Here is a 26,195-nt window from a genome sequence, read left to right as displayed (position 1 = left end):
CCGAGCGCATCGGGCTGCCGGTGGTGGTCTCCTCGGCGCTGGAGACCTCGGTCGGGATCGCGGCCGGGGTGGCGCTGGCCGCCGCGCTGCCGGAGCTGCCGCACGCCTGCGCGAGCGGGCTGACGGCGCTCGACGACCACCGGATGACGCTGGGCAGCTCGGAACTGCGGGCGCTGGCCACCCGCCACGGCGACGACCTCGCACACCTCGCGCTGCGCCACGCCCTCGCCGCCGGCGGCCCGCGGCGGCTGCTCGAGTGGACCGAGCGGTGGCGGGCCGCCGACCTCACCCAGCCGCCGACCCGGCCCCCGGCCGAGGCGCGCCTGGCCGAGCAACTCGCCGAGCTGCGCCGGCAGGCCCCCCTGATCGGCAACCAGGGCACCCGCGGCGGGCGGGGCGGCCGCGCGGCGCTGGAGACCGCGATCCGGCACCGCCTCCACCGGCTGCCGGGGACGGCCGGCGCCACCGCCCGCCTGGACGTGCCACGCCTGGTCGACGCCGTCGACGGCGACGTCCTCGTCGAGATCGTCGAGGTCGACGGGCACCTCCACCTGCTCACCGTCACCCGCGGCCGGGTACGACGCCACGCCGGCGGAACGCTCGCCGAGGCCGTCGAGGCGCTGACCGCCGCGCGGTTCCTGCTCCGCCAGGTGGCCCGTGGCCGCCCGGCCGACCTCGGCGGCATCGGCGAGCGCCTGCAGGGGGCGCTGCTCGGCGCGGCCGCGCCCGCGCTGGCCGCCGCGCCGCCGAGCGCGCGGGTGGTGATCTCCGCGCCGGCCCGGCTGCACACCGCCCCGTGGGGCCTGCTGCCCGTGCTCGCCCCGCGCCCGGTGAGCGTGGTGCCGTCGGCCGCGATGTGGCTGCGCGCGCGGGACCGCCGGCGCCCCGAGGGCGACCGCACGGTGCTGGTGGCCGGCCCCGGCCTGGGCACCGGCGGCGCCGAGGTCGACGTGCTCGCCGCCGACCACCCGCACTGGACGCTGCTGCGCGACGGCGCGGCGACGGCCCCGGCCACCCTGGAGGCGCTCGACGGCGCCACGCTGGCGCACGTGGCGGCGCACGGCCGCTTCCGCCCGGACAGCCCGATGTTCTCCTCCCTCGCTCTCGACGACGGCCCGCTGACCGTGCACGACCTCGAGCTGCTGCACGCGCCGCCGTACCGGCTGGTGCTGTCGGCCTGCGACTCCGGCGTGATGGTGCCGGTGGGCGAGCACGCTCTGCTCGGGCTGGTCGCCTCGCTGCTGTCGCTGGGGACCGCGGGGATCGTGGCCAGCGTGGCCGAGGTCAACGACGCGGCGACCGTGGACCTGATGGTCGGGCTGCACGCCGGGCTGGGCGCCGGCGCGGCCCCGGACGAGGTGCTGCTCCGGGCCCGCGAGGCGGCGGGCGACGACCGCACCGCGCTGGCGACGGCGGCGGCGTTCGCGGCGCTGGGGGTCTGAGGTCCCGACAGGCTCGACCGGCCGGACGCGTATCAGGCGCGCCGCCGGCCGGTCCTCCCTGCACCCACCCTCACACCGCAGCCCGGAGGCACGTCATGGACGTCGAGCTCACCCCCACCCGCCGGCGTACCTTCGTCGGCTCCTACCTGCCGGTCAAGGTCGCGATCGACCCGGGCACCGGCCTCACCGCCGACGACCTTCGCTACGAGCTCAGCTCGCCCGGCGCCGGCATCGTCTCGGTCGCCCGCGGGCGCAAGCACGACCCGCAGAACCCGAAGATCATGCTGCTGGCCGGCCACGAGGTCGGGAAGCACGAGCTGGTCGCGATCCACCGGGCCACCGGCGACGTCCTCGGCGCCACCACCGTGGTCCTCTCCGACCGGTGGGGGCGCAAGCGGACCAAGGGCCCCGGCTTCTGGTTCTCCTCGGACCAGGACATCTCCCACCCGATCGGCGGCGCCTGGGGCGGCGGGCCGGAGGGCCCCCAGAACACCCGCACCACCCCGGTGTCGGGCACCTGGCGGATCGCGCTGGTCTTCGTCGACACCTCCTCCGCGCGGTACTCCACCGCGCAGGCCGACCGCGACGCGCTGCGCGACCTGTGGATGGACGAGCTGACCAACGGGGTCCTCGACCACGGCAAGGTCCGCAGCGTCCGCACGTTCTACGAGGAGGCCTCCTACGGCAACCTGACCCTCTCGGTCACGCCGTTCGGGCCGTACAACCTCAGCGGCGCCTGGGGGTCCTACTTCGACACCGACGACAGCAGCTTCAAGGGCACGCTGGTCGACGCCACCATCGCCGCGGCCGACGCCGACGTCGACTTCCGCGACTTCGACACGGTGATCATGGTGTCGCCCCGGGTGCCCGCGACCGCGACCCAGCCGGAGCGCGCGGCCTGGCCCTTCGCCTCGATCGGCAAGTGGGGCCCGTACACGACCGGCGACGGCGCGCTCAGCCTCGGCTTCATCTCGATGGTCGCCGACTGGGGCCAGCAGCCCGGCAACGACCGGGAGATCTTCGAGACCGCCTCCCACGAGCTGGGCCACAACCTCGGGCTGTGGGACCAGTACACGCCCGCGGTCGCGGGCCGCAACCCCGGGGCCTGGGAGCTGATGGACGCCGACGACCCGCACCCGCACATGTCGGTGTCGCAGAAGATGCGGCTCGGGTGGGTGCGCCCCGAGTGGATCCGCACCCTCAACTTCAGCGCGTCGGGCGGCCCGGTCGACCAGACGGTCCGGCTGCACCCGCTCGAGCTCGGCGCGCCACCCGCGGGCCAGTCGAAGGCGATCGAGGTGCGCATCTCCGACGGCTCCAACTACTACTTCGAGTACCGCAAGGAGCAGGCGCCCCAGATCGGCGACCAGAGCCTGCCGGCCGACTCCCGCGTGCTCGGCACGGACGTGGCCACCGACCCCAGCACCGCCCCGATCCCCCGCCCCCAGGTCCTGCTGCTGCCCAAGCACGCCAACGACGACGGTGCGGTGCTGACCAACGGGAGCAAGTACATCGACACCGACTACACGACGCCGGGCTTCCCCCAGGAGTTCCGGGTCGACGTCAGCGCCACCAACGGCACCAGCGCCGACGTCCGGGTCCGGTACGGCGCCAACGGCCGCCCCGACCCGTCGATCCGCCCCTGGCCGGCCTCGCCGTCGCGGCCCTGGCAGAGCCCGGACCTCGAGGTCCGCAACGCCCGCAGCGCCACCCGCCCGGAGTGGGCCAACGTCCCCTGGGCCGGCCATGCCAACACGCTGGTCGCCACCGTCCGCAACGGCGGCAACGTCGCGGCCAACGACGTGGTGGTCAACTTCTACGTCAAGAACTACACGGTCTCCAACGCCCCTGAGACGTTCCTGGGCAGCGACACCCGGTCCATCCCGCCGGGCGGGACGGTCGAGTTCAACGCGACCTGGGTCGCCCCGGCCAGCGGCCACTACTGCGTGATCGCCCGGATCCCGCTCTTCCAGGACGCCGGCACCGGGATCGTCGAGCTGACCGAGCTCAACAACATGGCCCAGACCAACTACGACCGGTTCATCCCGTCCACCGCGTCGCCGTCGACCCGGGAGTCGACCACGGTCGAGGTCAGCAACCCGTACGACGAGCCGACCTACGTCTACCTCAACGCCGGCCAGACGAACCGGACCTACCGGGTCCTGGTCGACCACCGCTGGCTGCGCCTGAAGGCCAAGCAGACCAAGAAGGTCAAGGTGATGTTCGAGTGGGCGCCGGTCCGCGGCGAGGACGACCTGCCGCCGGACCTCGACGACCTGAACTGGGACGAGGTCATGAAGCTGACCCGGGTCCCGAACCGGGTCGGGCTCTCGGCCTGGGCGCTGCACCCGAAGGACCCGGAGCGGCACTCGCTCGGCCTGCTGGGCGGCGCGATGGCCGAGGTGCAGGTCGGCCGGCAGGTGATCTTCGAGGAGGTCGACGCCCAGGACGAGACCGTCTTCGGCCGCCTGATCACCACCGACGACGGGATGCCGGTCACCGGCGGGAGCGTGATCGTCACCCTCGACCCGAGCGGGGAGGGCAGGCCGGAGCGGTACCGGTACCTCGACGGGGAGGTCGACCAGGAGGGCTCGTTCGCGGTGAAGCTGCGCGGCGACTGGCGCCGGGTGTGGGTCGACTACCTGCCGGCCCACGACTACTCGACCGCGACCAGCGAGATCTTCAGCCGCTGAGCACCGACCCACCAGGTGCCGCGGCAGGAGCGGGCCCCGACGGGGACGGGCCCGGGCCTGTGGGGAGGCCAGCAGGAGGGCCCGCCGTCACCCCCCGAGGGTGGCGGCGGGCCCGTCGCGCTGCGGCCCCGCGGCCGCCCGGCCTCAGGCCCGGCCGCGCACCGCATGGGCCCGTGCGGTCAGCCGGACCCGGCCGTCCGCACCGACCGGCAGGCCGGCGAGGAACCGGTCGCGCAGCGCGTCCCGCTGCGGGTCGGCCAGGGACGCCACGTAGCCCGGCGCCGGGCCGGTGCCGCCCAGGAACGGCACCCACACCGCCAGCGGCCCGGGGTAGGTCGCCTCGACGTCGACCTCCGTGGTCTCGACCTCGGCCAGGCCCGCGGCACGCCACCGGGCCGCGAGGTCCTCGGCACCCCAGCCGGGGAAGCGGCGCGCCTCGTGCAGCGGTGCCGCCGTCGGGTCGGCCGCGACGGCGGCGTCCCAGAACAGCCGCAGCAGCTCCATCCCGCCGGCGTAGTCCCACACGTACGCCGCCACCGTGCCGCCCGGCGCCGCGGCCGCCATCGCGGCCAGCGCGGCGTCGGGGTCGGGCAGGAAGTTGAGCACCAGCCCGGAGACGACGACGTCGGCGCCGCCCGGCTCCAGCCCGTCGGCGTACCCGACCCGGTAGGCGACGCCCGGCGCCGCGTGGTGCTCGGCCGCCCAGGTCACGAACCCCGGCGACGGGTCGACACCCAGCACCGAGGCGGGCTCGGTGTGCTCCGCGACGGCCGCCGTCAGCGCGCCCGTGCCGCAGCCGACGTCGATCCAGCGCAGGCCCGCGGGCGCGGCGAGCCAGGCCAGGAACCGTGGCGCGACCAGCCGGCTCCACCGGCCCACGTAGGGCTCGTAGCGGTCACCGGCGAGCCAGGGGTCGGCGCCCATGGGGCCACGGTAACCCCGACGGCCGGCGCACGGGGTGCGCCGAGCGGGCGCACCCCCGTGTTCTCACCGCTCGGTTCTCACCGCTCGCTCCGCTCCTCGCTGCCGTCGCGCTCGTAGCGCTCGTAGTGCCCTTCGCGCTCGTGGCGCCCGTGGCGCTCGTGGCGCTCGTCGCGCTCCTCACGCTCGTCGCGCTCATCGCGCTCGTAGCGACGGGCCGCCCGGCGCTCGACCTGGCGCCCCTCGACCATGTAGCTGAGCACGTGGAAGGCCAGCCCCAGCCCCCAGAAGAGCGTCACCCAGAACGCCCACTGCAGGCCGCTCTGCCCGACCGCGAGGTCGAGGATCCAGAAGAAGACGTTCAGGATCACGTACGCCCCGACGTGCCACTGCAGGTCGGTCAGCGCCCGCGCCCGCTTCTCGGCCGCGGCCATGTCGTCGTCTCGCCTGCTCATCGTTCCACCTCCGCCATCATCGATTCCGTCGCGGGCTCCACCGGCCGCACGGCCGGCAAGAAGCCCTTCACGATCAACCACAGCGCCAGCGCGACCTCCTGGAGGCCGAGCGGCGCCTCGAGCAGCACCTGCGGGGCCGAGAGCGGCTCCAACCCGTAGGTCACGAGCACCCCGGAGACCAGGTACGCCGCCGCGCCGGCCAGACCCCAGACCGCCAGCCAGCGCGGGACCAGCCGCCCCGCCATCAGGGCGGCGTTGAGCAGGATCGCGCCCACCGGGAAGACCGCGACGTCGAGCACGGAGTGCCCGGCCCAGTCGCGCCCGGCGAGCAGCGACTCCCCGACCGCCGCGAACGCCTCGGAGCCCGTCGTCGCGTGCTCCTCGCTGACGGTGGTCAGCGTGAGCACCGCGGTCGCGCCCCCGATGTAGACCGCGCCCTCCAGGGCCCGGGCCACCAGGTAGCCGACCGCGAGGCGCTCCGTGCGCCGCCGCAGGACCGGGTAGAGCACCACGGCGATGCCGACGACGGCGACGCCGAGGACGAGCTCGAGGAGCACGCCGGTGGCCAGCCGGTCCGGGTGCGCCGCGGCCCCCCGCAGCCAGTCGTCGCCGACCACCGACTCCTGCAGGGGAAGCCCCACCAGACCGGCGACGGTGCCGATCAGGAAGAGGGCGCCAGCGAGGCCGGCGGTCGCGCGATCGCTCACACCTCCACTCCACGCCCGCCCCGCCGGACGCCCTAGGGGCGTTGGTCCCGGGACGGCGGGACAGGAGATGTCTAGGCGTCTTTCCCCAGTAACGAGGATGTGACGCCGGATGTCCGCGACGTAGCGTCAGCCCGTTATCGGGGTCCGGGGACAGGGACCGGAATGTGATGGGGGCATCATGCACGTACGTTCGTCACGTCGCGCCGTCGCGACGGGTATCACCGCCGCTCTGGCGCTGGTCGGCCTCGCGGCCACGCCGGGCCAGGCGTTCAACGCCGACCACGGGGACGGGCTGGTGGCAGAGATGCCGCAGCTCGGCACCCCGCACGTCATGGACGGCTCGGTCCAGGCGATCATCCAGGTCGGCAGCCGGATCATCGCCACCGGGACCTTCACCTCGGTCAGCCCGTCGGGCACCTACGCCGACACCTCCGACGACCTGGTCCGCAACGGCATCTTCGCCTTCGACGCGGCGACCGGCGTCATCGACCCGGACTACGACCCGAACCTCGGCAACGGCACCGGCAACTCGCTGGCCACCGACGGCACCAACGTCTTCGTCGGCGGCTCCTTCGGCATGGTCGGCGGCGAGAAGAAGTACAAGCGGGTGGTCAAGCTCAACCCCTCGGGCTCCGCGATGGCCCAGTTCAAGGTGACCCCGAAGTCCGTGGTCAACGAGGTCGGCTACCACGACGGCCGGCTCTTCGTCGGCGGCGGCTTCCCCACCCTCAAGTCGCGCAAGGTGGTCTACGAGATCGGCCACCTCGCCGAGCTCGACCCGGTCCGCGGCACCCCGCTCACCTCGTTCGACCTCCCCTTCACCGGCGTCTACAACCCCAGCGGCAGCAACCCCGGCAAGACCAACGTCAAGCGCTTCGACGTCAGCCCCGACGGCACCCGCCTGGCCGTGATCGGCAACTTCGGCGCCGTCGCCGGCCAGACCCGCAGCCAGGTGGCCGTGATCGACCTCAGCGGCGCCACCGCCACCCTCGCCCCCTTCTTCACCAACCGGTTCGACCGCTCCCACAGCGTCTGCGCGCAGGCGTTCGACACCTTCACCCGGGACCTCGACTTCTCCCCCGACGGCTCCTACTTCGTGGTCTCCACCACCGGCGCGTTCGCCGGCGGGGCCAACAACAACACCCTCTGCGACACGGTCAGCCGCTGGGAGACCGGCCAGACCGGCAACGACCCGACCTGGGTGACCTACACCGGCGGCGACACCACCTACGGCGTGGCCGTCACCGGCTCCGCCGTGTACGTCGGTGGCCACATGCGCTGGGAGAACAACCCCTTCCAGGGCGACCAGGCCGGCCCCGGCGCCATCCCGCGCGAGGGCATCGCCGCGCTGCACCCGGTCAACGGCATGCCGTTCGCCTGGAACCCCGGCCGCGACCGCGGGGTCGGCGCGCAGGCGCTGTACGCCACCGCCGACGGCCTCTGGGTCGGCAGCGACACCACCCTGTTCAACAACCAGCGCCGCGGCAGGATCGCCTTCCTGCCGCTGGCCGGCGGCGCCACCTCCCCGTCGGTGACCACCGCGACCCTGCCCAACGACCTGTTCGGCGCCACCTACGCCGAGGCCCCGACCAATGTGCTCGCCCGGATCAACGCCGGCGATGCGTTCGGCACCACCTCGTCCACCGACGGCGGACCTTCCTGGTCGGGCCACTTCGGGCTGGTCAGCGGCGGGCTCAGCGGCTTCTACAGCAGCTCCGTGGACATGAGCGGCGTGCCGTCGAGCACGCCGACCGCGGTCTTCCAACGGGAGCGCTACGGCGACCAGGACTGGAACCTGAACATCCCGTCCGGCACCCCGATCACGGTCCGCCTCTACTTCGCCAACCAGAGCTCCAGCAGCTCCTCGGTCGGCGACCGGAAGTTCGACGTGACCGTCGACGGCGCCCTCGTGCTGGACGACTTCGACGTGGTCGAGGCCGCCGGCGGCCACCGGGTCGCCGTGATGGCGTCGTACTCGACGGTCAGCGACGGCCAGGTCGACATCGACCTGGACGGCGTGGTGGGTAGCGCGTTCATCGACGCGATCGAGATCCTCGACTCCTCGCAGGCCGGCGCCGCCGGCGCCGAGCTGCAGCGGCGGCCGGTCGACGCCACCGGCGCCCCCACCGGCCCCGCGGCCACCGTCGACGACGTCGAGGACTGGTCCGGGGTCCGCGGCGGGTTCCTGCTCAACGGCGACCTCTACTACGGCCGGACGGACAACAACCTCTACCGCCGTTCCTTCGACGCGGCCACCGGCGCGCTCGGCCCGGCCACCCAGGTCGACCTGCACGACGACCCGGACAACGGCAACCGGATCCCCTTCGCGATCTCGTCGATGACCGGCATGTTCTTCGACCCGGAGACGTTCCGGATCTACTACACGGTCTCCGGCGACAGCCGCCTGTACTACCGGTACTTCATGCCGCGCGGCGCGGACACCCCGAACCCCGACGACACCGCGGCCACCGAGTACGTCGGCGCGCAGACGTTCACCGCGGACGCAGGCGGGGTCAGCTTCAGCTCCGCCGCCGGGCTCACGCTCGCCGGCGGGCGGATCCTCTACGGGTCCAGCGACGGCAGCCTCCGCTCGGTGCCGTTCAGCGGCGGGCGGGTCACCGGCCCGGCCACGGTCGTCAGCGGCGACGGCACCTGGCGGTTCCGGGCGCTGTTCGCCGGCGAGGGCTGAGCGCGAGTCGGCAGAAACTGACGGGCCCGGACCGCGAGTCGGCAGGAAGTTTCTGCCGACTCGCGGCTCAGCCCAGGCGCCGTACGGCGTCGCGGAGCGCCTGCTCCGGGTCGACCCCCGCGCCCCGGGCCTCGGCCACCAGCGCCAGCAGGCGGTCGCCCAGCTCGGGCGACCCGGCGTCGACGTCGACCCGCAGCCCGGCCCGCTCGCGGCGGTCCAGCGTCTTGTCGGCGTACAGGAGGGCGGGCAGGTCGGGCGGCAGCGGGCCGGGCCCCGAGCCGCCCTTCTCCGCGGCCTTCGCCTGCTGCCACAGGTCGTTGACGGCGTCCGCGTCCAGCTCGGCCTCCGCGGCGCCGAAGACGTGCGGGTTGCGGCGCACCATCTTCGCGGTGATCCCGCGGGCCACCTCCTCGAGGTCGAAGGCGCCGCCCTCCTCCGCGATCACCGCGTGGAAGACCACCTGCAGCAGCAGGTCGCCGAGCTCCTCGCGCAGGTGGGCCCACTCCCCGCTGGCCGCGCCGACGTCGATGGCCTCGAGCGTCTCGTAGGTCTCCTCGACCAGGTAGCGCTGCAGCGAGCGGTGGGTCTGCTCCTGCTTCCACGGGCACTCGGCGCGCAGCCGGCGCATCACCGCGACGAACTCGGCGACCGCGTCATCGGCGTGATCGGCGCCGTCGGGGCGCTCCTCGGCGTCGGGCTCGGGAGGCACGTCCTAGGGCCGGGGGCCGCAGAGCTGGCTGTCGGGGAGGGCGGCGATCTGGTCGGCCGTCAGCTCACCGCTGCTGGCCGCGTCGAGGGCCGTGTCGCTCACCGGCACCGAGAGCTGGCCGGCCGCGTCGACGAACTGCCCGTCCTCGATGGCGATCTCGAAGCGGGGGTTGATCACCACGTCGTACCGGTCCGGGTCGGGCACGTCCTCCTCGCCGGCGGCGTCCATGACGGCCTGGGCCCGGCCGACCGCGTCGAGGTAGTCCTCGACCGCGCTCTGCTCGCTGTCGCTCATCTCGTCCCAACCCGGGATCGAGGAGGTGCGGCTGCTGGGCGCCTCGACGTCGATCCCGTACTCCTCCGCGTAGGCGGCGACCACCTCGGCGCCGATCCACTGCTGGAGCAGGCCGCGCTCCGCCGCGCCGCGCGAGGTCGCCGTGCCCTCGCCCGCCTTGGTGCTGAGGCAGACCGCGTCCACGAGGGTGGTGAGGTCGTCGACGCCGATCACGGTTCCGTCCACCTCCGCGGCCACCCCGGGCCGCGGGGCGTCGTCGCTGAGGCCGCACCCGGCGGCGCCGAGCGCGACGGCGGCGGTCAGGGCGGTGGCGGACACGAGGCTGCGAGTGTGACGCACGCCGCCATTCAAGCAGGCCCGGCCCACCTGCGGGCAGATCTCCCGGGACGGCGGGGCGGGATCACCCCTGGGACGGCGGGTCGATCACCGCGTCGATCACCTGCCGAGCCCACTCCAGCACCGCCACGCCCTCGATCGGGGTGCCGGTCTTGCCGGGGATGCCGGGCCGGGGCACCAGCACCGACTCGAGCTGGTGCTTGACGATCGACTTCGGGTAGAGCCGCTGCAGCCGCACCGTCCGCGAGTCCGGCAGCACGACCGGCGCGAACCGGATGTTCTTGCCGACCGTGGTGATCTCGGTGAGGCCGGCGGCCCGCGCCCGCGCCCGGAACCGCGCCACCAGCTGCAGCGCGACGGCGGCCTCGGGCGGCTCGCCGTACCGGTCGGTGAGCTCGGCGTTGATCTCGTCCACGTCGGCGTCCGAGCGGACCTCGGCCAGCCGCTTGTACATCTCCAGCCGCAGCCGCTCGCTGGGGATGTAGTCGTGCGGCAGGTGCGCCTCCACGGGCAGCTCGATCCGCACCTCCTCCAGGTGCTCCACCTTGTCGTCGCGGAAGTCGCGCACCGCCTCGCCGACCAGCCGCACGTAGAGGTCGAAGCCGACGTCGGCGATGTGGCCGGACTGCTCGCCGCCGAGCAGGTTGCCGGCGCCGCGGATCTCGAGGTCCTTCATCGCGATCGCCATGCCGCCGCCCAGGTCGGAGTGCTGGGCCAGGGTGGCCAGCCGCTCGTGCGCGGTCTCGGTCAGCGGCTTCTCGGTCGGGTAGAGGAAGTAGGCGTAGGCCCGCTCCCGGCTCCGGCCGACCCGGCCACGCAGCTGGTGCAGCTGGGAGAGGCCGAGGGTGTCGGAGCGCTCGATGATCATCGTGTTCGCGTTCGAGACGTCCAGGCCGGACTCGACCAGCGTGGTGCAGACCAGGACGTCGAAACGCTTCTCCCAGAAGTCGAGCATCACCTGCTCGAGCTGCTTCTCCCCCATCTGGCCGTGCGCCGTCGCCACGCGGGCCTCGGGCACCAGCTCGCGCAGCTTCGCGGCGGCCTTCTCGATCGAGTTGACCCGGTTGTGGATGTAGAAGACCTGGCCGTCGCGGAGCAGCTCGCGCCGGACCGCGGCGACCACCTGCCGGTCCTCGTAGCCGCCCACGTAGGTCAGCACCGGGTGCCGCTCCTCGGGCGGGGTGGTGATCGTGGACATCTCGCGGATGCCGGTGATCGCCATCTCCAGGGTCCGCGGGATCGGCGTCGCGCTCATGGAGAGCACGTCGACCGAGGTCCGCAGCCGCTTCATCTGCTCCTTGTGCTCGACGCCGAACCGCTGCTCCTCGTCGACGATGATCAGTCCGAGGTCCTTGAACTTCACGTCGGCGTTGAAGAGCCGGTGCGTGCCGACCACGACGTCGACCGTGCCGTCGGCGATCCCCTCCATCACCTCGGCGGCCTCCTTGTCGGTCTGGAACCGGGAGAGGCCCTTGAGCACGACCGGGAAGCCGCTCATCCGCTCGGCGAAGGTGGACAGGTGCTGGGTGACCAGCAGCGTGGTCGGCACCAGCACCGCCACCTGCTTGCCGTCCTGGACCGCCTTGAACGCCGCGCGGACCGCGATCTCGGTCTTGCCGTAGCCCACGTCGCCGCAGATCAGCCGGTCCATCGGGACGGTGCGCTCCATGTCGCGCTTGACCTCGTCGACGGTGGTCAGCTGGTCGGGCGTCTCGTGGAACGGGAACGCGTCCTCCAGCTCGCGCTGCCACGGGCTGTCCGGGCCGAAGGCGTGGCCCTGGGTGGCCTGCCGGGCGGCGTAGAGCTTGATCAGCTCGGCGGCGATCTCCTTGACCGCCTTGCGCGCCCGGTTCTTCCGCTTCGTCCAGTCCGCGCCGCCGAGCCGGTCCAGGCTGGGCTGCTCGCCGCCGACGTACCGGGTCACCTGGTCCAGGGCGTCGGCGGGCACGTAGAGGCGGTCCGGCGGCGCGCCGCGCTTGCTGGCGCCGTACTCGAGGACGAGGTAGTCGCGGGTGGCGCCGTGCACGACCCGCTGCTTCATCTCCACGAACCGGCCGACGCCGTGCTGCTCGTGGACCACGTAGTCGCCGGCGCGCAGCTCCAGCGGGTCGATCTGCTTCTTGCGCCGCGTCGGCATCGCGCGCATGTCCCGGGTGGACGCCTTCTGCCCGACGATGTCCTCGCCGGTCAGCACCACCAGGCCGGGGGTCGCCTCGCTGGGCTCCAGCACCAGGCCGTGACCGAGGCCGCCGCGGGCGACCGTCACCACGGCCGGGTCGAGCGGCTCGCCGGCGGGCAGGTCCTCCACCAGCCGGGCGGGTACGTCGCGCTCGCCGAGCGCCTCCACCATCCGCTGGGCGGGGCCGTGGCCGGGGTGCACCACGACGACCGGGCGGCCGCCGGCGCGCCAGCCGGTGAGGTCGGCGAAGGCCCGCTCCACATCGCCGCGGTACGTCGGCGCCGCGGTGACCCGCGCCTGCGCGTCCTGCGGCTGCTCGGCGTCGAGGTCCAGGCCGAACGGGCTGAACGTCCACCAGGAGTGGCCCCGGTCGAGCGCGTGCACCCGCACGTCGCCCAGCTCGTGGTACGACGCCGCCTGCAGGTCGATCGGCGCGGACCCGCCCCCGGCGGCCGCCGCCCACGAGGCGCCGAGGAACTCCTCGGAGGTGGCCACCAGGTCGTGGGCGCGGGCGCGGGCCCGCTCGGGGTCGAGGACGACCACCTGGGTGCCCCGGGGCATCAGGTCGACCAGCAGCTCCAGGTCGTCGACGAGGGCCGGGATCAGCGCCTCCATGCCCTCGACGGCGATGCCCTGGGCGAGCTTGTCGGTGATCTCCAGCAGCTCGGGGTGCGCCCGGCCGAGCGCGGCGGCGCGGGCGCGGACCTCCTCGGTGAGCAGCAGCTCGCGGCACGGCGGCGCCCAGAGCCGCTCCAGGGAGTCGATGGTGCGCTGGTCGGCGACGGCGAAGGAGCGGATCTCCTCGACGTCGTCGCCCCAGAACTCCACCCGCACCGGGTGCTCCTCGGTGGGCGGGAAGACGTCGACGATGCCGCCGCGGACGGCGAACTCGCCGCGCTTCTCGACCATGTCGACCCGGCTGTAGGCGGCGTCGACCAGGCCGGCGACGACCTCCTCCAGGACCGCGGGCTCGCCGACCGCGAGCTCCACCGGGGTCAGGTCGCCGAGCCCCTTGACCTGCGGCTGGAGGATCGAGCGGACCGGCGCCACGACCACCGAGACGGGGCCGGTGCCGGCACCCGTGCCGGGGTGGCACAGCCGCCGCAGCACCGCGAGCCGGCGGCCGACGGTGTCGCTGCGCGGGCTGAGCCGCTCGTGCGGCAGGGTCTCCCAGCTCGGGTAGTAGGCGACCGTCTCGGGGTCCATCAGGTCGCCGAGCTCGGCGACCAGCTGCTCGGCCTCCCGGGTGGTCGCGGTGACCGCGAGCACCGGGCGCCCGGTGCGCACCAGCCCGGTGACCAGGAACGGGCGGACCGGCTCCGGGCCGGTCAGGTCCTGGGTCGGCAGCCGGCCGTCCGCCGCCTCGGCCAGGGGGCCGGCGAGCAGGGGGTCGGCGAGGACTGCGTCGGCGAGACCGGCGAGGCTCATCGGGGCGCTCCTGGTGGTGCTGGGCCTGGGGTACGGGCGGGGTCGGGCGGACACGACGATCGCCCCGGAACAGCCGCGACGGGGGTGTCCGTCGGGCGCCGGGGTGGGTCGGACCCAGCCTATGTGGAGGCGCCCCCAGCGCCGAGTCGGCGGTAGCCGCTGGTTGAGGTGCGAGGCCGCCCGCGGCCGAGCCTCGAAACCGAGGCACGGGGCGGGCGGAGGTTTCGAGGCTCGCTTCGCTCGCACCTCAACCACCGGAGGCCTCGGGCTCAGCCGAAGCGGCCGTTCACGTAGTCGTGGGTCCGGCTGTCCTGCGGCCGCTCGAACATGTCCCGGGTGTCGCCGTGCTCCACGATCACCCCCGGCGTGCCCTGGGCCGCGAGGAAGAACGCGCACTGGTCGGAGACGCGCGCCGCCTGCTGCATGTTGTGGGTGACGATCACGATCGTCACCTCCTGCGCGAGCTCGACCATCGTCTCCTCGATCACCCGGGTCGAGGTCGGGTCGAGCGCCGAGCACGGCTCGTCCATCAGCAGCACCCGCGGCCGCACGGCGAGCGAGCGGGCGATGCACAGGCGCTGCTGCTGGCCGCCGGAGAGGCCCGCTCCGGGGGCGTCGAGCCGGTCCTTGACCTCGTTCCACAGCCCGCCCTTGATCAGGCAGGACTCCACCAGGTCGTCCTTGTCCGAGCGGCGCATCCGGGTGCCGGTGACCTTGAGGCCCGCGAGCACGTTCTCCCGGATCGACATCGCCGGGAACGGGTTCGGCTTCTGGAAGACCATGCCGATCGCGCGCCGGGCGTCGATCAGCCGCTTCTCCCGGTGGTAGATGTCCTCCCCGTCCAGCAGCACCTCGCCGGCCAGCTGCGCGGACGGCACCAGCTCGTGCATCCGGTTGAGGATCCGCAGGAACGTCGACTTGCCGCACCCCGAGGGCCCGATCAACGCGGTGATCTGGCCGGCGCCCATGGTCAGGGAGACCCGGTCCAGCACCTTGCGGTCGCCGAACCAGGCGGTGATCTCGCGCGCCTCGAGCTCGGCGAGCGCGGGCAGCCGCTGCTCGCCGTACGGCGTGGGCGCGGGCAGCCGCGGGGCGGCCGGCGCCGGCGGGGCGGTGGTGTCGGCGACCGCGTCGATCTGCGTGGTGACGGGGTCGGCGCCGGTCGGCTCGGCCGCCGGGGACTGGCTGGTCATGCTGGTTCTCACTCGTCCTCAGGTGGGTGGTGGCGGACCGGGCCGGCAGGGAGCCCCTGCCGACCCGGTCGCCTGCGGTCGCTACCGCGGGATCACCTTTGGGTGATCGTGAACTTCTTCTTCGCTGCCACGCCCGCGGCGTTGCCGCCCCACGTGATGGTCAGCTTGTTCTTGCCCTTCGCGAGCTTGGCGAGGGTCAGCGTGGCCTTGCCCTTGACGAGCTTGGCGGTACCGACCTTCTTGGCGCCCTTGAGCACGGTGACCTTGCCGGTCGCCTTCGCGGCGACGCCCTTGAGGGCGACGGCGACGACACCCTTCGCCTTCTTGCCCTTGGCCACCTTCGCCGGGAAGGTCTCGCTGATCGCGGCCGTGGTCTTCACCGTGACCTTGCCGTCGTCCTCGGAGGCCTGGAAGAGCGACCCGACGACCGGGGCGTAGACCGCGGTGTAGGTGTGCTTGCCCGGCGCGAGGCCGGTCAGGCTGGCGGTCGCGGTGCCGCCGATCAGCGGGACGTCCTCGGCGACGACGTCGTCACCCTCGAGGAAGGTGACGGTGCCGTCGGGCTTGGTCGAGCCCGACACCACCGCGCTCAGCACGGCCTTGCGGGCGGCCTTGCTGGTGCCCTTGAGCGCGACCGAGGTGGCGATCGGGGACTTGGCGCCGCTGGTGGCGAAGTTGGACGTCGACGCCTGGGTGGCGACGCCGCACTCGCCGCCGTCGGCCTCGCTGGCCAGCTGCTGGAAGCCGGCCTCGGCGATCAGGAGCCCGCCCTGGTCGGAGCAGACGAAGCCCTCGGGACCGAAGACGGTCTGGATGTCGGCGTCCTCGAGGTCGTCGGCGCGGACGACGTTGTAGAGGGCGCGCTGCGCCGAGAAGCCGTCCAGCAGGTCCACGGTGTCGTCGAGCAGCCCGGCGCGACCCACCGAGAACGGGGCGATCGCGTTGGCGTTGCCCTTGATCTCGGTGTCGTCGTGCTCCTGCACCCGGACCACCGACGGCGCGAGCGTGACGGCCGTGCCGCCGTTGGCCGCCTTCAGCTGGTCGGTGAAGAAGCTCAGGGTGCCAGAGCCGTCCTGCGGCAGCATCGGGACGATGGTGCCGGCGGTGCCGCCGACCTGGCTCCAGTTGGTGTAGGTGCCGTCGTAGATCTTGACCAGGTCGTCGATGGTCAGCGACGCCGGGGCGTGGGACGCGACCTCGTTGGAGACGGCCATCTTCAGCGCGTCCACCGCGAACGGGAGGAGCTGGAGCCCGGCGTCCTTCTCGGCGTCCTTGAGGCCCGAGGAGGAGCGCGCGAAGTCGATCTCCGCGTTCTCGTTGGCGCCGTAGAGCAGGCTCTTGCCGGCGGTGGACCCGTTGGGCCGCGAGATCTCGCCGCCGAGGAACGGGACGGTGCTGCTGCCGTCGCCGGGGGTCGCCCCGCCGCCGGTGGTGGCGGCGATGCTGGCGATCCCGAACTCGGGGGCCGGCAGCGACGCGTTCCAGCCGTCGGCGATCAGCTTCATGGCGTGCTGGGTGGTGTCCGAGCCGGCGCCGATCAGGTCGGAGCTCCCGGTCGGCAGGACGTCGTCCGGGTCGGCGGTGTACACGGCGTAGGACGGAGCGGCGCCCGCGAACACTGCCGCGGTCGCCAACGTCCCGGCGACGATCCCCCCGAACGTCTTGCGTGCAGACATCTACTTCCTCTTCTTCTCTCGGTTCATCACTGGTTGGGTTGGTGGAGCTGGTCGGTCAGATCAGGTTGGGCAGCAGCCGCATCGCGGTGTCGGTGGCCAGCCAGGCCAGGGCGAGGACGGGCGCGATCGCGACCACCCACACCAGGCCGGCCGACCACCGCCGGAGCGCCAGCAGCGCGGCCGCGACGACGCCGATGAGCAGCGTCAGCCAGAGGGTGAGCAGCGGCAGCGCCTCGGTGCCCGAGGCCATCGCCTCCTCCGACGGCGGCACCACCGCGGGCACGCCGCCGGGCGCCGGGAAGCCCTCCGCGGCCTCGGCGTCGACGTACAGGGCCGAGCCGGGGGTGAGCCGGGCGAACCGGCCCGCGCCGGCGGCGGTGACGAGGGTCAACCGGGTCGCTCCCGCCGCGGCCGGCTGGGGCAGCGGGTCGCCGTCGCGGCGCACGCCGAGCACGCGGAGGCTGATCCGCCCCTGCGCGGTGGTCAGCTGGACCAGGTCGCCCGGGGTGAGCGAGGCCAGGCGGCGGAAGGGGGCGCCGTAGGTCACCGAGCGGCCGTAGACCAGCGAGATGCCGGCCTGCCCGGGGAGCACCGTGTTGCGCCGGTGGCCCGGTCCCGCGAACAGGTCACCGGCCGCGGTGCCCTCGACCACGACCTCCTCGAGGCCGATCGCGGGGATCCGGAGCAGGGCCAGCGGGTCCCCGGCCGGCACGACGGGGCCGACCGGGGCCGTGGCGCCGGCGAGCTGGGTGCGGAGCTCGCGGTGGAGCAGCGCCTGCTCCCGGTCGTGGGAGACGGTGCCCAGGAGGAGCAGGTGCACGAGGAGCCACAGGCACAGCACCGAGAGCACGGTGAGCGAGGTGCTCGCCACGATGTTGCCGGCGGTCGGCTCGGGTCGCGGCGGGCGCGGCTTCCGCTCCCGGTGCGCGGGCGGGGTGGCGGTGGCGGTCATCGGCGGCCTCCCCGGCGCATCCCGACCAGGCGGGTGACCAGCGACGCGGACGCCGCCACCAGGCCGAGGACCAGCAGGGTCGGCAGCATCGCGAACGCGGTCGGCGAGCTGGCCGCCTCGGTCGCGACGACGGTCACCTCCGGCTTCGCGCGCTTGCCCGGCTTGTCGGCCCGGGGCTCGTCGGCCCCCGCCGGCTCGTCCTCCTCGGGCACGGCCGGCGCGCTCGGCGGCGTGGGGCCGGTGTCGGCCGGCGGCCGGGCGTCGTCCGGGGCGTCGTCCTCCTCCTCGGGCACCGCGGGCAGCTCCTGCGCCTCGATCGCGTCGGCCACGCGCTGCGCCGCCGCCCAGAGCTTGGCCGTCGAGCCGGTCCGGAGGATGGGCAGGTAGCCCTCGGGGAGGTCGCCGTTGTCGCGGCCGACGTGCTGGCCCTCCGAGACCGCGATCCGGATGAAGGAGGCGACCGTGGCCGCCTCGTCGGCGTCCATGCCGTGCGTCCGGGCCGCCGTGTAGACGACCTGGGTGCCCGGGTAGGCGGAGCGGGCCCGGGCGACGTCGCCCTGGTCCAGCTGGAACGGCCCGTACTCGTCGTCCTCGTCCTGCGTCGAGATCGAGACCGCGTCGGCCAGCGACCGGCTGGTCGGGGCGACGTAGGTGCCCTTGGCGGTGGCCAGCGAGGCCGATCGCAGCCCGTAGCGCTCGGCGTCGCCGAGGCTGACCAGACCGAGCATGAAGCGGGCTCCGTAGGCCTGGCGGTCGATCCGGCCGATCTTCCACCCGGAGACCGTCGTGGGGTCGCCGTCGCAGCGGGTCTGCACGTTGGGCCAGGAGTCGATCAGGGCGTCGGAGATCTTCCGCAGCGTGGTCACCGGGGCGGCCAGCTGGGTCAGGTAGACCGACGGGTTCGCCTGCCGGCACGGGTCCTGGGTCTCCGGCGTGTACGTGTCGAGCAGCGGCCACTCCGCGAGCGGCAGCGTCAGGCCCTCGTACGCCGGGTTCACCGTCATCCCCCACGGGTCGGCCTCGCCGGCGACGAACGCCGTCGCGTCGGCGTCGGCGGCGATGTACGCCGTCAGCTGCTCGATCTGGTCCGAGGAGTTCGACAGCGACAGCAGCGTCGCCGCCGCCTCCGTGTCGCGGGTGCTGAGCCCCGGGTTGAGCTTGATGAACTCGGGGTCGGTGAGCATGCTCAGCGGGTTGTCGCCCAGGCCGGGGTGCCCCTTGCCGAGCGCCGAGCCGGGGTAGCTCTGCGTGAGCAGCTTGGCCAGCAGCCGTGGGTTGAGCCGCAGCCGGGACACCTCGCCGGCGTTGTCCGGCTTGTCGGCGACGTACCCGATGGCGAAGCCGGTGACCGCGGTCGGCGCGTAGCCGACCGGGTCCTCCCCCACCCGGTCCTTGCGGCCCGAGACGAACGCCGCCGGCGCGTCGCCCTTCTCCATCAGGTTCCACCCGGCCTGGTCGGGCATCTGGTTGAGCTGGAACTTGAACCGCTTCTTGTTCAGGCAGTACGCCGGGGCCCACTGCAGCGCGGCCTGCGCCATCAGCTCCGAGCCGGCGAAGCCGACCGGCGGGCGCGGGTCGAGCACGTCGCAGGCGTCGGTCGGGAGCCCGAAGGTGATCGGGATGGAGAAGCGGTGGCGCCAGTTGGACTCCGACCACCACAGCGCCGGGCCGACGGCCTGGTCGATGCCGAGGCCGGCGAAGTTGCTGCTGCCCCAGGCGAACTCGCCGTACTGCCGGCAGTTCCGGTCGAGGGTGGTCACCGGGTCGCCGGGCGCGGCGCAGCTGAGGCCGGCGATCGGCACCACCACGATCGAGCAGGCGACCTCGTGGGAGCAGCCGAGCGACTCGTTCTCGACGGCGGAGCGGACCTCGAAGTCGACCGACCCCGCGCCGTCCGTGTCGGAGTACGCGGCCACCTCGGCCGCGGGGAAGGCGGCGCCGACGGCCGCCTCGGGCGGCATGGTGTCGCGGTCGCACGCGGGGAAGACCTCGCCCGACGCCGCCACGAACGGTGTCAGGTGGCTGTAAAAGCTCGCCGAGTCGCGCACCGTGGCGCACTCCTCGTCGGCCACGCCCTCCAGGCCGGAGATCCGCTCGACGTCCGGCTCGGCGGCGTACCGGTCCACGGTCCACAGCGCGGCGCTCGGCGACGCGAGCACCTGGGAGCGCTGGTAGTACGAGGAGGTCCAGCAGGTGCGCGGGCTCAGCTGCTCGTCGACGGGCAGGTCCGGGTCGTCGGTGCCGCGGCACTGCAGGATCACCACCGGGTACTCCTGCGCGAGACCCTGCTCGCCGAACGGGTTGCTGGCTCGGCCGCCGCTCGGCGGGGCGCCCTGCCAGGAGATCCGGATCCGCTCGCGTCCGCGCAGGTTGGTGGTGTGGTCCGCGCTGACCGTCATCTCGTAGGAGCCGACGGTCCTCTCCCCGGTCGTCTCGACCATCGTCCGGTCCAGCGACCGCGTCTCGCGGTACGCCCCGCCGGCCACCGCGGCGCGCGCGGGCGCGACCGCGGCCGCGTCCGGTGCGGGCACGGGGGTCAGCACGGCGAGCCCGAGGAGCGCGCCGACGGCGCCGCCGACGACGGCGCGACCCCGCTTCACCGGTTGCTCCCCGGCCGGCGGCGGAGCGTGGCGATGATCAGCCCGGGCACGACGACCAGGGCGAGGAGCTGGACGACGGCGAGCACGCCGAAGGGCCGCTGGTCCCCGGCGCGGGCCGAGACCAGCGTCGGGTTGGCGTACACGGCCGTCCCGGCGGTGTCGGCGGTCGCCGTGCCGGGGTCGGCGGCCGGCAGCCCGGTCTCGGGGTCGACCTCAGCCTCCGGCGCCGCCTCCTCCGGCGCGGCCTCCGGGTCGCCGGCCTCGCCGGGCCCCGCCGCCGGCGCCTCCGGGTCGGCGGCGTCCTCGGGCGCGTCGGGGTCGTCGGTGGACGGCTTGTTGGTGCCGGTGGCGATGCCGCACGGCCCGGCGCCGACCTTGTCGCACGCCGCGGGCTGCGGGGCGACGTCGGCGAGCACGTTGTGGCTGAGGTTCTTGCCGTCGAAGGTCGGGTTGTTGCACGACCGCACGTCCCGGTCGGTGAGGTTGACGCCGGGGTCCGCCTTCTTGAGCTTGGCGACCTGGTCGAACCCGGCCTGCACCAGGTTCAGCGGCAGCGGCGAGTAGCCGTAGTCGCCGGCGCTGGTCTGGCCGGCGCACAGCGAGTAGTAGACGAAGTCGGCCAGCGTCTGCCGCTTCGAGGTGGTCATCCGGGCGTCGGTCGCCGAGGTCGGGATGACCATGTAGGAGTACGACGAGATCGGGTACGCCCGCGGGTCCGGGTTCACGTAGACGCCGTCGAGCTCCTGGGTCAGCGTGGTGGGGTTGATCTTGGCCTTGGTGAGCGCGACCGCGGTGTTGTACTGGGTCGGCTCGACGAAGTAGCCGGCCTTGTTGAGCACCTTGACGACCGGGTAGCTGGCGTTGACCGGGTAGGAGTACTCGACGTACCCGATCGTGCCGTTGCCGGCGAACCCCTTGACCGTGTTCATCACCTGGTCCGAGCCGGCCTGCGCGACCATCCGCGAGCCCGACTTGCGCGGGTAGTACGACGTGAGTCCGGAGTGCCCGAAGTAGGGGCGCCAGATGCTCGGGTACTGGTCGTCCATCCAGGTGGTGAACTGCGCCGTCGTGCCGGATCCGTCGGAGCGGACCACCGGGGTGATCGCCAGCGAGGGGAACGCCCGGCCGTTGTTGTCCGCGGTGATCGCCGGGTCGTTCCAGTTGGTGATCTGGTTGGTGAAGATCTTGGCGATGGTCTCCCCGGAGAGCCGCAGGTTGCGGACCAGCTCGCCGCCGATCTTGAGCTGGTAGGTGAACGCCGTGCCGCCCGCGACGATCGGCAGGTAGGCGTAGGGGCGGTCGGACTTGTCGGCGTTGCCGTTCTCGTCGACGCCCTGGTACGGGATCTCGGAGATCGCGAAGTCGTTGGTGGACTGCGCGAAGTCCTTGCGGCCCTTGCTGGAGCCGCCGCCGGTATAGACCACCTTCATGCCGTTGGCGTTCACGTCCGCGATCCACTTCTGGACGATCAGCTCGGACCAGGTCGAGCCGGTGCCCTCGATCGTCGTGTAGGGCACCCGCAGCGCCAGCGGCGCGGCGGGCGCGCCGCCGGACCCGAGCAGGGCGAGCAGGCCGGCCAGCGCGGCGGCGAGCAGGAGACGGAGGGGACGGCGGTTCACGGGCTGACCTCGAGAGCGGGAGCGGGACGGCTGGCGGGATGGGGGACGCGGGCGGCGACGGGCGCCGGGGCGGCCGGGCCGGGAGCGGTACGACGGCGGGCCAGGCGGCGCGCGGCGCGGGCCCAGTCGACGGGCAGCCGGAGGAGCCGGCGCGGCAGCGACGGCCTCGCCCGGCGGGGGCGGGCGATGAGGCGCGCCACCACGAAGAGCGCCAGCACCAGCACCATGAGCACGGCGGCCGCGCCGAACCCGCGCTCGATCGCTGTCGGCACGCCGCTGCGGGCCTGGGTGTAGACGAAGAGCGGGAGCGAGTTCATCGCGCCCTCGAACGGGTTCAGCACCAGGAAGGAGGCGGCACCGGAGGTGAGCAGCACCGGGCTGGTCTCGCCGACGCCGCGGGCGATGCCGAGGATGACCGCGGTGGCCAGGCCCGGGCGGGCGGTGGGCAGCACGGCGTGCCACACGGTCCGCCACCGGCTGGCCCCCAGCGCCAGGCTCGCCTCACGCAGGTTGTTCGGCACCACCCGCAGCACCACGTCGGCGGCGCGGGCGATGATCGGCAGCATCATCACCGCGATCGCCAGGCCGGCCGCGAAGCCGGACCGGGGCAGCCCGAGCGCGAGGATCACGGTCGTGTAGATGAACAGGCCCGCGACGATCGAGGGCAGCGCCGTCATCGCCTCGACGACGGTGCGCACGATCCGCGAGAACCGACCACCCACCTCGACCATGAAGATCGCGGTGCCGATGCCGAGCGGCAGCGCGATCGCGATGCCGATGGCCAGCTGGATCGCCGACCCGACCATCGCGTGCAGGATCCCGCCCTGGTCCAGCGGCGCCTTGGGCTCCACGCCCGACATGTCCTCGCTGAAGAAGTTCCAGTGGGTCAGGGGCCGCCAGCCCTCCAGGTAGACGAAGACCACCGCGGAGACGATGGCCGCCGCCACGACCAGGGCGCCGGCGGTCACCACGACCCCGGACATCCGGTCGCGGACCTCGACCAGCGTGGAGGTCATCGCCGTGAGCAGCCCGGTCGTGATCAGGCCGGTGCCGAGCAGGAACACCAGGAACCAGGCCGGGCCGTCGAGCGGCAGGAACCGCTGGGTGATCAGCCAGGTCATCGCGACCGCCGCCGCCCACGCGCCGACCCGGGCGAACGTCTCGTCGGCCGTCGGCGCGCCCACGGCACGCCGCGGGACCGCCGGGGGCAGGTCGTCGCGGTCGGCCCGGTCACGGGCCGGCAGGTAGGTCGTCACGCGTCACCGTCCCCGGCGCGGCTGCGGTTCACGATCACCGCGGCGAACGTGTTGACCACCAGCGTCAGCAGGAACAGCACGAAGCCGGCCGCCAGCAGCGCGGAGAGCTGCGCCGGGCTGGCGTCGCCGAACTGCACCGCGATCAGCGCGCTGACCGAGTTGGTGCCGATCTCGAGGATGTTCCACTTGACCTCGAAGGCCGGCGAGATGATCAGCACCACGGCGATCGTCTCGCCGAGCGCACGGCCCAGGCCGAGCATCGTGCCGCCGATGATGCCGCCGCGACCGAACGGCAGGACCACGGTGCGGATCACGCCCCACCGGGTCGCCCCCAGGGCCAGCGCGGCCTCGCGCTCCCCCGGCGGGGACTGCGAGAAGACCTGGCGCATCACGGCGCAGGCCATCGGGCATCACCATCATCGCGACCGCGATGCCCGCACAGAACGCGCTGGCGACGTACCGGCTGGCGTCCCAGACCGCGGCGTCGGGGTCGGAGCCGCGGACGTCGAAGAACGGCACCCACGGGAAGGTCGACTCCAGGAACCGGGCGAGCTCGGCCGCGTGCGGCATCACCAGGAAGAAGCCCCACATCCCGTAGACGATCGACGGGACCGCCGCCATCAGGTCGATCGCAGAGACCAGCAGGCCCTTGAGCCGCGCCGGCGCGTACTCGCTGATGTAGAGCGCGGTGAGCAGCGCCAGCGGGAACGCGAAGCACATCGCGACCGCGGCGATCGAGACCGTGCCGACGAGCACGCCGCCGATCCCGATCACGTCGGACTCCGGCTCCCAGCGCTCCTCGGTCAGGAACGACAGCCCGTAGCGCTGGAGGGTCGGGACCGCCTGCCACGCGAGAAAGACACCGACGCCGCCGGTGATGAGCAGCACGGAGGCTCCGACGGCACGCGCGGCGTGCTCGAAGACGGCGTCCGCGCCGGTGGCGCGGCGACTGATCCGGCGCGGGGTCGCCTCGGGCGCGCCCGCGTCGTTGACAGGCAGGGTGGTCACGCATCGTTCCTGGTTCGAGGCCACCCGAGCGGGGCCGAGCCGGCGCCGGGCGGAGCCGCTCGGCGAGGCAACATTCAGGGTCGATGACGACCGGACGGGGTGCGCCGGATGAACGCCTCCCGAACGCCAGCGGTGCAGTTGACGCCGACGAAAAACCCCTCTGACCTGGGAAGATCAGGCCAGAGGGGGCGAAGTGGCCCGAACGGGCCAGGCGGGTCGGGACTCCCGCGAGCGGGGGTCCCGACCGTCGGTCAGGCGGTCGGCGGACCGACCAGCAGCGCGGCGCCGGTCAGCACCGCGACGGCGACGACGCCGACCGCGGCACCGCGCGCGGGACGGCGCACGATCCAGGCCGCGGCCCGCTCCAGCGTGCCGGCGGGGGCGTCCTCTCGGAGCCGCCAGGAGCCGGCCAGCCAGCCGCGCCTGAGGGCCCACCACTCCAGCGGCAGCGTGGCGAACGGCGGCACGGCCGCGGCCAGCGCGAGCAGCGCACGGCCCGGGCGCCAGCGCTGGTCGATGGCCACCAGGACGGTGGTCACGACGTACGCCACGAAGACGACGCCGTGCAGCATGCCGAAGATCCGCACGCCGAGCTCGGTGGTCTCGCTGCCGTACTTCAGGTACATGCCGAAGAGGAGCAGGGCCCAGGTGACGGCCTCGGCGACGGCGACGCGGCGGAACAGGCGGACGGGACTCATCGGGTGGCCTCCTCGGGCGCTGGTCATCGGGTTGCCTCATCGGCGCCCTCATCGGCTGCGAGGTCGGCCTTCCACTGTCGGAACGACTCCTCGGTGCGGCCGGCGCGCCAGTACCCGGAGACCGAGGCGTCGGACCTCGGCACCCCCCGCTCGGCGAGCAGGTACGGCCGGATGCCGTGCATCACGGCCTCAGCCTCGCCGTGCACGAACGCGTGCACCCGGCCGGGCAGCCACTCCAGCGCCCGTACGGCGTCGACCAGCGCGGCGCGACCGCCGCCCGCGCGGCGGTGGAGCCAGGTCAGCGTCACGCCCGGGGGCACAGCGACCTCCTGCTCGTGCGCGGCGTCGTCCACCTCGATCACGACGTGACCGACGGCGTTGGCGGGGAGGGCGGCCGCGGCCTGCCGGATGGCGGGGAGGGCGGCCTCGTCGCCGGCCAGCAGGTGCCAGTCGGCGCCGGCATCGGGCGCGTACGCCCCGCCCGGCCCGCGCGCGACGATGGTGTCGCCCGGCACGGCGGCGGCGGCCCAGGGGCCGGCGACCCCCTCGTCCCCATGCACCACGAAGTCGATCGCCAGCGTGCCGGCGACCGGGTCGGGCTCGAGCGCGGTGTAGGTGCGCATCACCGGTCGCCCGCCGGCGGCCAGCTCGGCCGGGTCGCCGAAGACCAGCTTCACGTAGCGGTCGGTGTGCTCGCTGGCCGCGAACGCGGACAGGTCGTCGCTGCGGAACCTCAGGCGCACCATGCCCGGGGTCAGCCGCTCCGATGCGGTCACGATCAGCTCGGTCAGGGGCTTGCTCACGGCGCCGACCCTAGCCGTGGGGGCACGGTCGAACCCAATATCGAGTACGCCGCGGAGCCGGTCGGCCGCGCGTGCGGTGACACGCATCCCGCAGTTTGGCGATGCACAGGACCGGGCGGGACCACCAAGGTGAATGTGGGCGCCCGCCCCCCTGGTCGCCGGGTCCGGTCTGAGCTACTCGGACCGCGTCGCACGCCCCCCTGCGATGCTGTCCTCCCTTGCTCGTCCCTGCGTCCGCTGCCACCCCGTCGGCGGACGCCCCGGCGACCAGTGTGCTCCCCGTCACAGTCGTCTTTACCAAAGTCATCCGTGTCCACCTCTAGCCGGATCCTCAAAATCTGGTATAGCGTCTCGGTCTCGGTGGAGACGTGACGGGCACCGGCCCTACTTTTTCCGGCGAGGCACTCGGGAAGCCTCGGCGGCGGGACCGGTAGACAGCTCGCCTCCCCAACGGGACAAGGGACTGTTCCGTGCAGGCTGCAGAGGATGTTGAGGGCGGCGGTGGGCCGTCAGTGTGGGGGTCGAACTCGGTCGATC

The 26,195-nt window shown here is 73.5% G+C and carries 20 protein-coding genes and 1 pseudogene; 6 read left to right on the top strand and 15 right to left on the bottom strand.

Annotated elements, in window-relative coordinates; translation table 11 throughout:
• The 3 genes and pseudogenes from ABLM29_RS05525 to ABLM29_RS05515 all read left to right on the top strand — a co-directional run.
• Nucleotides 1-111: pseudogene (locus tag ABLM29_RS05525) on the top strand (o-succinylbenzoate synthase); the annotation flags it as partial.
• Between the two features lie 32 nt (nucleotides 112-143).
• Nucleotides 144-1,442, top strand: coding sequence for a CHAT domain-containing protein (locus tag ABLM29_RS05520; protein ID WP_349712956.1), 1,299 nt, complete (start codon nucleotides 144-146; stop codon nucleotides 1,440-1,442).
• Between the two features lie 95 nt (nucleotides 1,443-1,537).
• Nucleotides 1,538-4,135 carry a CARDB domain-containing protein gene (locus ABLM29_RS05515; protein WP_349712951.1) on the top strand — a complete coding sequence of 866 codons (2,598 nt, stop codon included), beginning with the start codon at nucleotides 1,538-1,540 and terminating at the stop codon, nucleotides 4,133-4,135.
• 144 nt (nucleotides 4,136-4,279) lie between these two features.
• On the opposite strand, the gene ABLM29_RS05510 is transcribed toward ABLM29_RS05515, so the two are convergent.
• The 3 genes from ABLM29_RS05510 to ABLM29_RS05500 all read right to left on the bottom strand — a co-directional run bounded on the left by ABLM29_RS05510 (nucleotide 4,280) and on the right by ABLM29_RS05500 (nucleotide 6,218).
• Nucleotides 4,280-5,059 (bottom strand): class I SAM-dependent methyltransferase, encoded by a 780-nt coding sequence (locus ABLM29_RS05510; RefSeq protein ID WP_349712950.1) that lies wholly within the window; start codon nucleotides 5,057-5,059, stop codon nucleotides 4,280-4,282.
• A gap of 77 nt (nucleotides 5,060-5,136) precedes the next feature.
• Nucleotides 5,137-5,511, bottom strand: a complete 375-nt coding sequence (locus tag ABLM29_RS05505) for a 2TM domain-containing protein (RefSeq protein WP_349712949.1) — start codon at nucleotides 5,509-5,511, stop codon at nucleotides 5,137-5,139.
• Nucleotides 5,508-6,218 (bottom strand): DUF4386 domain-containing protein, encoded by a 711-nt coding sequence (locus ABLM29_RS05500; protein ID WP_349712948.1) that lies wholly within the window; start codon nucleotides 6,216-6,218, stop codon nucleotides 5,508-5,510. The genes ABLM29_RS05505 and ABLM29_RS05500 overlap by 4 nt, the downstream gene beginning before the upstream one ends.
• Nucleotides 6,219-6,396: 178 nt before the next feature.
• Here ABLM29_RS05500 and ABLM29_RS05495 point away from each other — a divergent pair, with 178 nt between their 5' ends.
• The gene (locus ABLM29_RS05495) at nucleotides 6,397-8,907 is read left to right on the top strand and encodes a malectin domain-containing carbohydrate-binding protein (RefSeq protein WP_349712947.1); all 2,511 of its coding nucleotides are present in this window, start codon (nucleotides 6,397-6,399) and stop codon (nucleotides 8,905-8,907) included.
• A gap of 67 nt (nucleotides 8,908-8,974) precedes the next feature.
• Here the strand turns inward: ABLM29_RS05495 and ABLM29_RS05490 are convergent, their stop codons facing one another.
• The 10 genes from ABLM29_RS05490 to ABLM29_RS05445 all read right to left on the bottom strand — a co-directional run bounded on the left by ABLM29_RS05490 (nucleotide 8,975) and on the right by ABLM29_RS05445 (nucleotide 23,553).
• Complete coding sequence (locus ABLM29_RS05490) at nucleotides 8,975-9,616, bottom strand: MazG nucleotide pyrophosphohydrolase domain-containing protein (protein ID WP_349712946.1); 642 nt, start codon at nucleotides 9,614-9,616, stop codon at nucleotides 8,975-8,977.
• A gap of 3 nt (nucleotides 9,617-9,619) precedes the next feature.
• Nucleotides 9,620-10,228, bottom strand: coding sequence for a hypothetical protein (locus tag ABLM29_RS05485; protein ID WP_349712945.1), 609 nt, complete (start codon nucleotides 10,226-10,228; stop codon nucleotides 9,620-9,622).
• Nucleotides 10,229-10,310: 82 nt separating this feature from the next.
• Nucleotides 10,311-13,853, bottom strand: coding sequence for a transcription-repair coupling factor (mfd, locus tag ABLM29_RS05480; RefSeq protein ID WP_349712943.1), 3,543 nt, complete (start codon nucleotides 13,851-13,853; stop codon nucleotides 10,311-10,313).
• A gap of 269 nt (nucleotides 13,854-14,122) precedes the next feature.
• On the bottom strand, nucleotides 14,123-15,046 hold the full coding sequence (locus ABLM29_RS05475; RefSeq protein WP_349712942.1) for a phosphate ABC transporter ATP-binding protein: 924 nt from the start codon (nucleotides 15,044-15,046) through the stop codon (nucleotides 14,123-14,125).
• Nucleotides 15,047-15,138: 92 nt separating this feature from the next.
• On the bottom strand, nucleotides 15,139-16,722 hold the full coding sequence (locus ABLM29_RS05470) for a substrate-binding domain-containing protein (RefSeq protein WP_349712941.1): 1,584 nt from the start codon (nucleotides 16,720-16,722) through the stop codon (nucleotides 15,139-15,141).
• A 55-nt stretch (nucleotides 16,723-16,777) separates the two neighbouring features.
• Nucleotides 16,778-17,674 (bottom strand): class E sortase, encoded by an 897-nt coding sequence (locus ABLM29_RS05465; RefSeq protein ID WP_349712940.1) that lies wholly within the window; start codon nucleotides 17,672-17,674, stop codon nucleotides 16,778-16,780.
• Nucleotides 17,671-20,274 carry a hypothetical protein gene (locus ABLM29_RS05460; RefSeq protein ID WP_349712939.1) on the bottom strand — a complete coding sequence of 868 codons (2,604 nt, stop codon included), beginning with the start codon at nucleotides 20,272-20,274 and terminating at the stop codon, nucleotides 17,671-17,673. The genes ABLM29_RS05465 and ABLM29_RS05460 overlap by 4 nt, the downstream gene beginning before the upstream one ends.
• Complete coding sequence (locus tag ABLM29_RS05455) at nucleotides 20,271-21,893, bottom strand: phosphate ABC transporter substrate-binding protein PstS (protein WP_349712937.1); 1,623 nt, start codon at nucleotides 21,891-21,893, stop codon at nucleotides 20,271-20,273. Before ABLM29_RS05455 ends, ABLM29_RS05460 begins: the two co-directional genes overlap by 4 nt.
• Nucleotides 21,890-23,149: a phosphate ABC transporter permease PstA gene (gene pstA / locus ABLM29_RS05450; RefSeq protein ID WP_349712936.1), complete on the bottom strand. Its 1,260-nt coding sequence runs from the start codon at nucleotides 23,147-23,149 to the stop codon at nucleotides 21,890-21,892. The genes ABLM29_RS05455 and pstA overlap by 4 nt, the downstream gene beginning before the upstream one ends.
• Nucleotides 23,146-23,553, bottom strand: coding sequence for a PstC family ABC transporter permease (locus ABLM29_RS05445; protein WP_349712934.1), 408 nt, complete (start codon nucleotides 23,551-23,553; stop codon nucleotides 23,146-23,148). Before ABLM29_RS05445 ends, pstA begins: the two co-directional genes overlap by 4 nt.
• A gap of 26 nt (nucleotides 23,554-23,579) precedes the next feature.
• Between ABLM29_RS05445 and ABLM29_RS05440 the strand changes: the two genes are divergently transcribed.
• The gene (locus ABLM29_RS05440) at nucleotides 23,580-23,747 is read left to right on the top strand and encodes a hypothetical protein (RefSeq protein ID WP_349712932.1); all 168 of its coding nucleotides are present in this window, start codon (nucleotides 23,580-23,582) and stop codon (nucleotides 23,745-23,747) included.
• Nucleotides 23,748-23,837: 90 nt separating this feature from the next.
• Nucleotides 23,838-23,972: a hypothetical protein gene (locus tag ABLM29_RS05435; RefSeq protein ID WP_349712930.1), complete on the top strand. Its 135-nt coding sequence runs from the start codon at nucleotides 23,838-23,840 to the stop codon at nucleotides 23,970-23,972.
• A 436-nt stretch (nucleotides 23,973-24,408) separates the two neighbouring features.
• On the opposite strand, the gene ABLM29_RS05430 is transcribed toward ABLM29_RS05435, so the two are convergent.
• Together ABLM29_RS05430 and ABLM29_RS05425 are read right to left on the bottom strand one after the other, a co-directional pair.
• Nucleotides 24,409-24,855 (bottom strand): DUF3817 domain-containing protein, encoded by a 447-nt coding sequence (locus ABLM29_RS05430; protein ID WP_349712929.1) that lies wholly within the window; start codon nucleotides 24,853-24,855, stop codon nucleotides 24,409-24,411.
• 23 nt (nucleotides 24,856-24,878) lie between these two features.
• The gene (locus ABLM29_RS05425; RefSeq protein WP_349712927.1) at nucleotides 24,879-25,658 is read right to left on the bottom strand and encodes a siderophore-interacting protein; all 780 of its coding nucleotides are present in this window, start codon (nucleotides 25,656-25,658) and stop codon (nucleotides 24,879-24,881) included.
• Nucleotides 25,659-26,195 lie beyond the last annotated feature (537 nt).

The organism is Nocardioides sp. YIM 152588, assembly GCF_040191335.1.
Classification (GTDB): Bacteria; Actinomycetota; Actinomycetes; order Propionibacteriales; family Nocardioidaceae; genus Nocardioides.
This window is presented reverse-complemented; position numbering and strand designations above follow the sequence as displayed.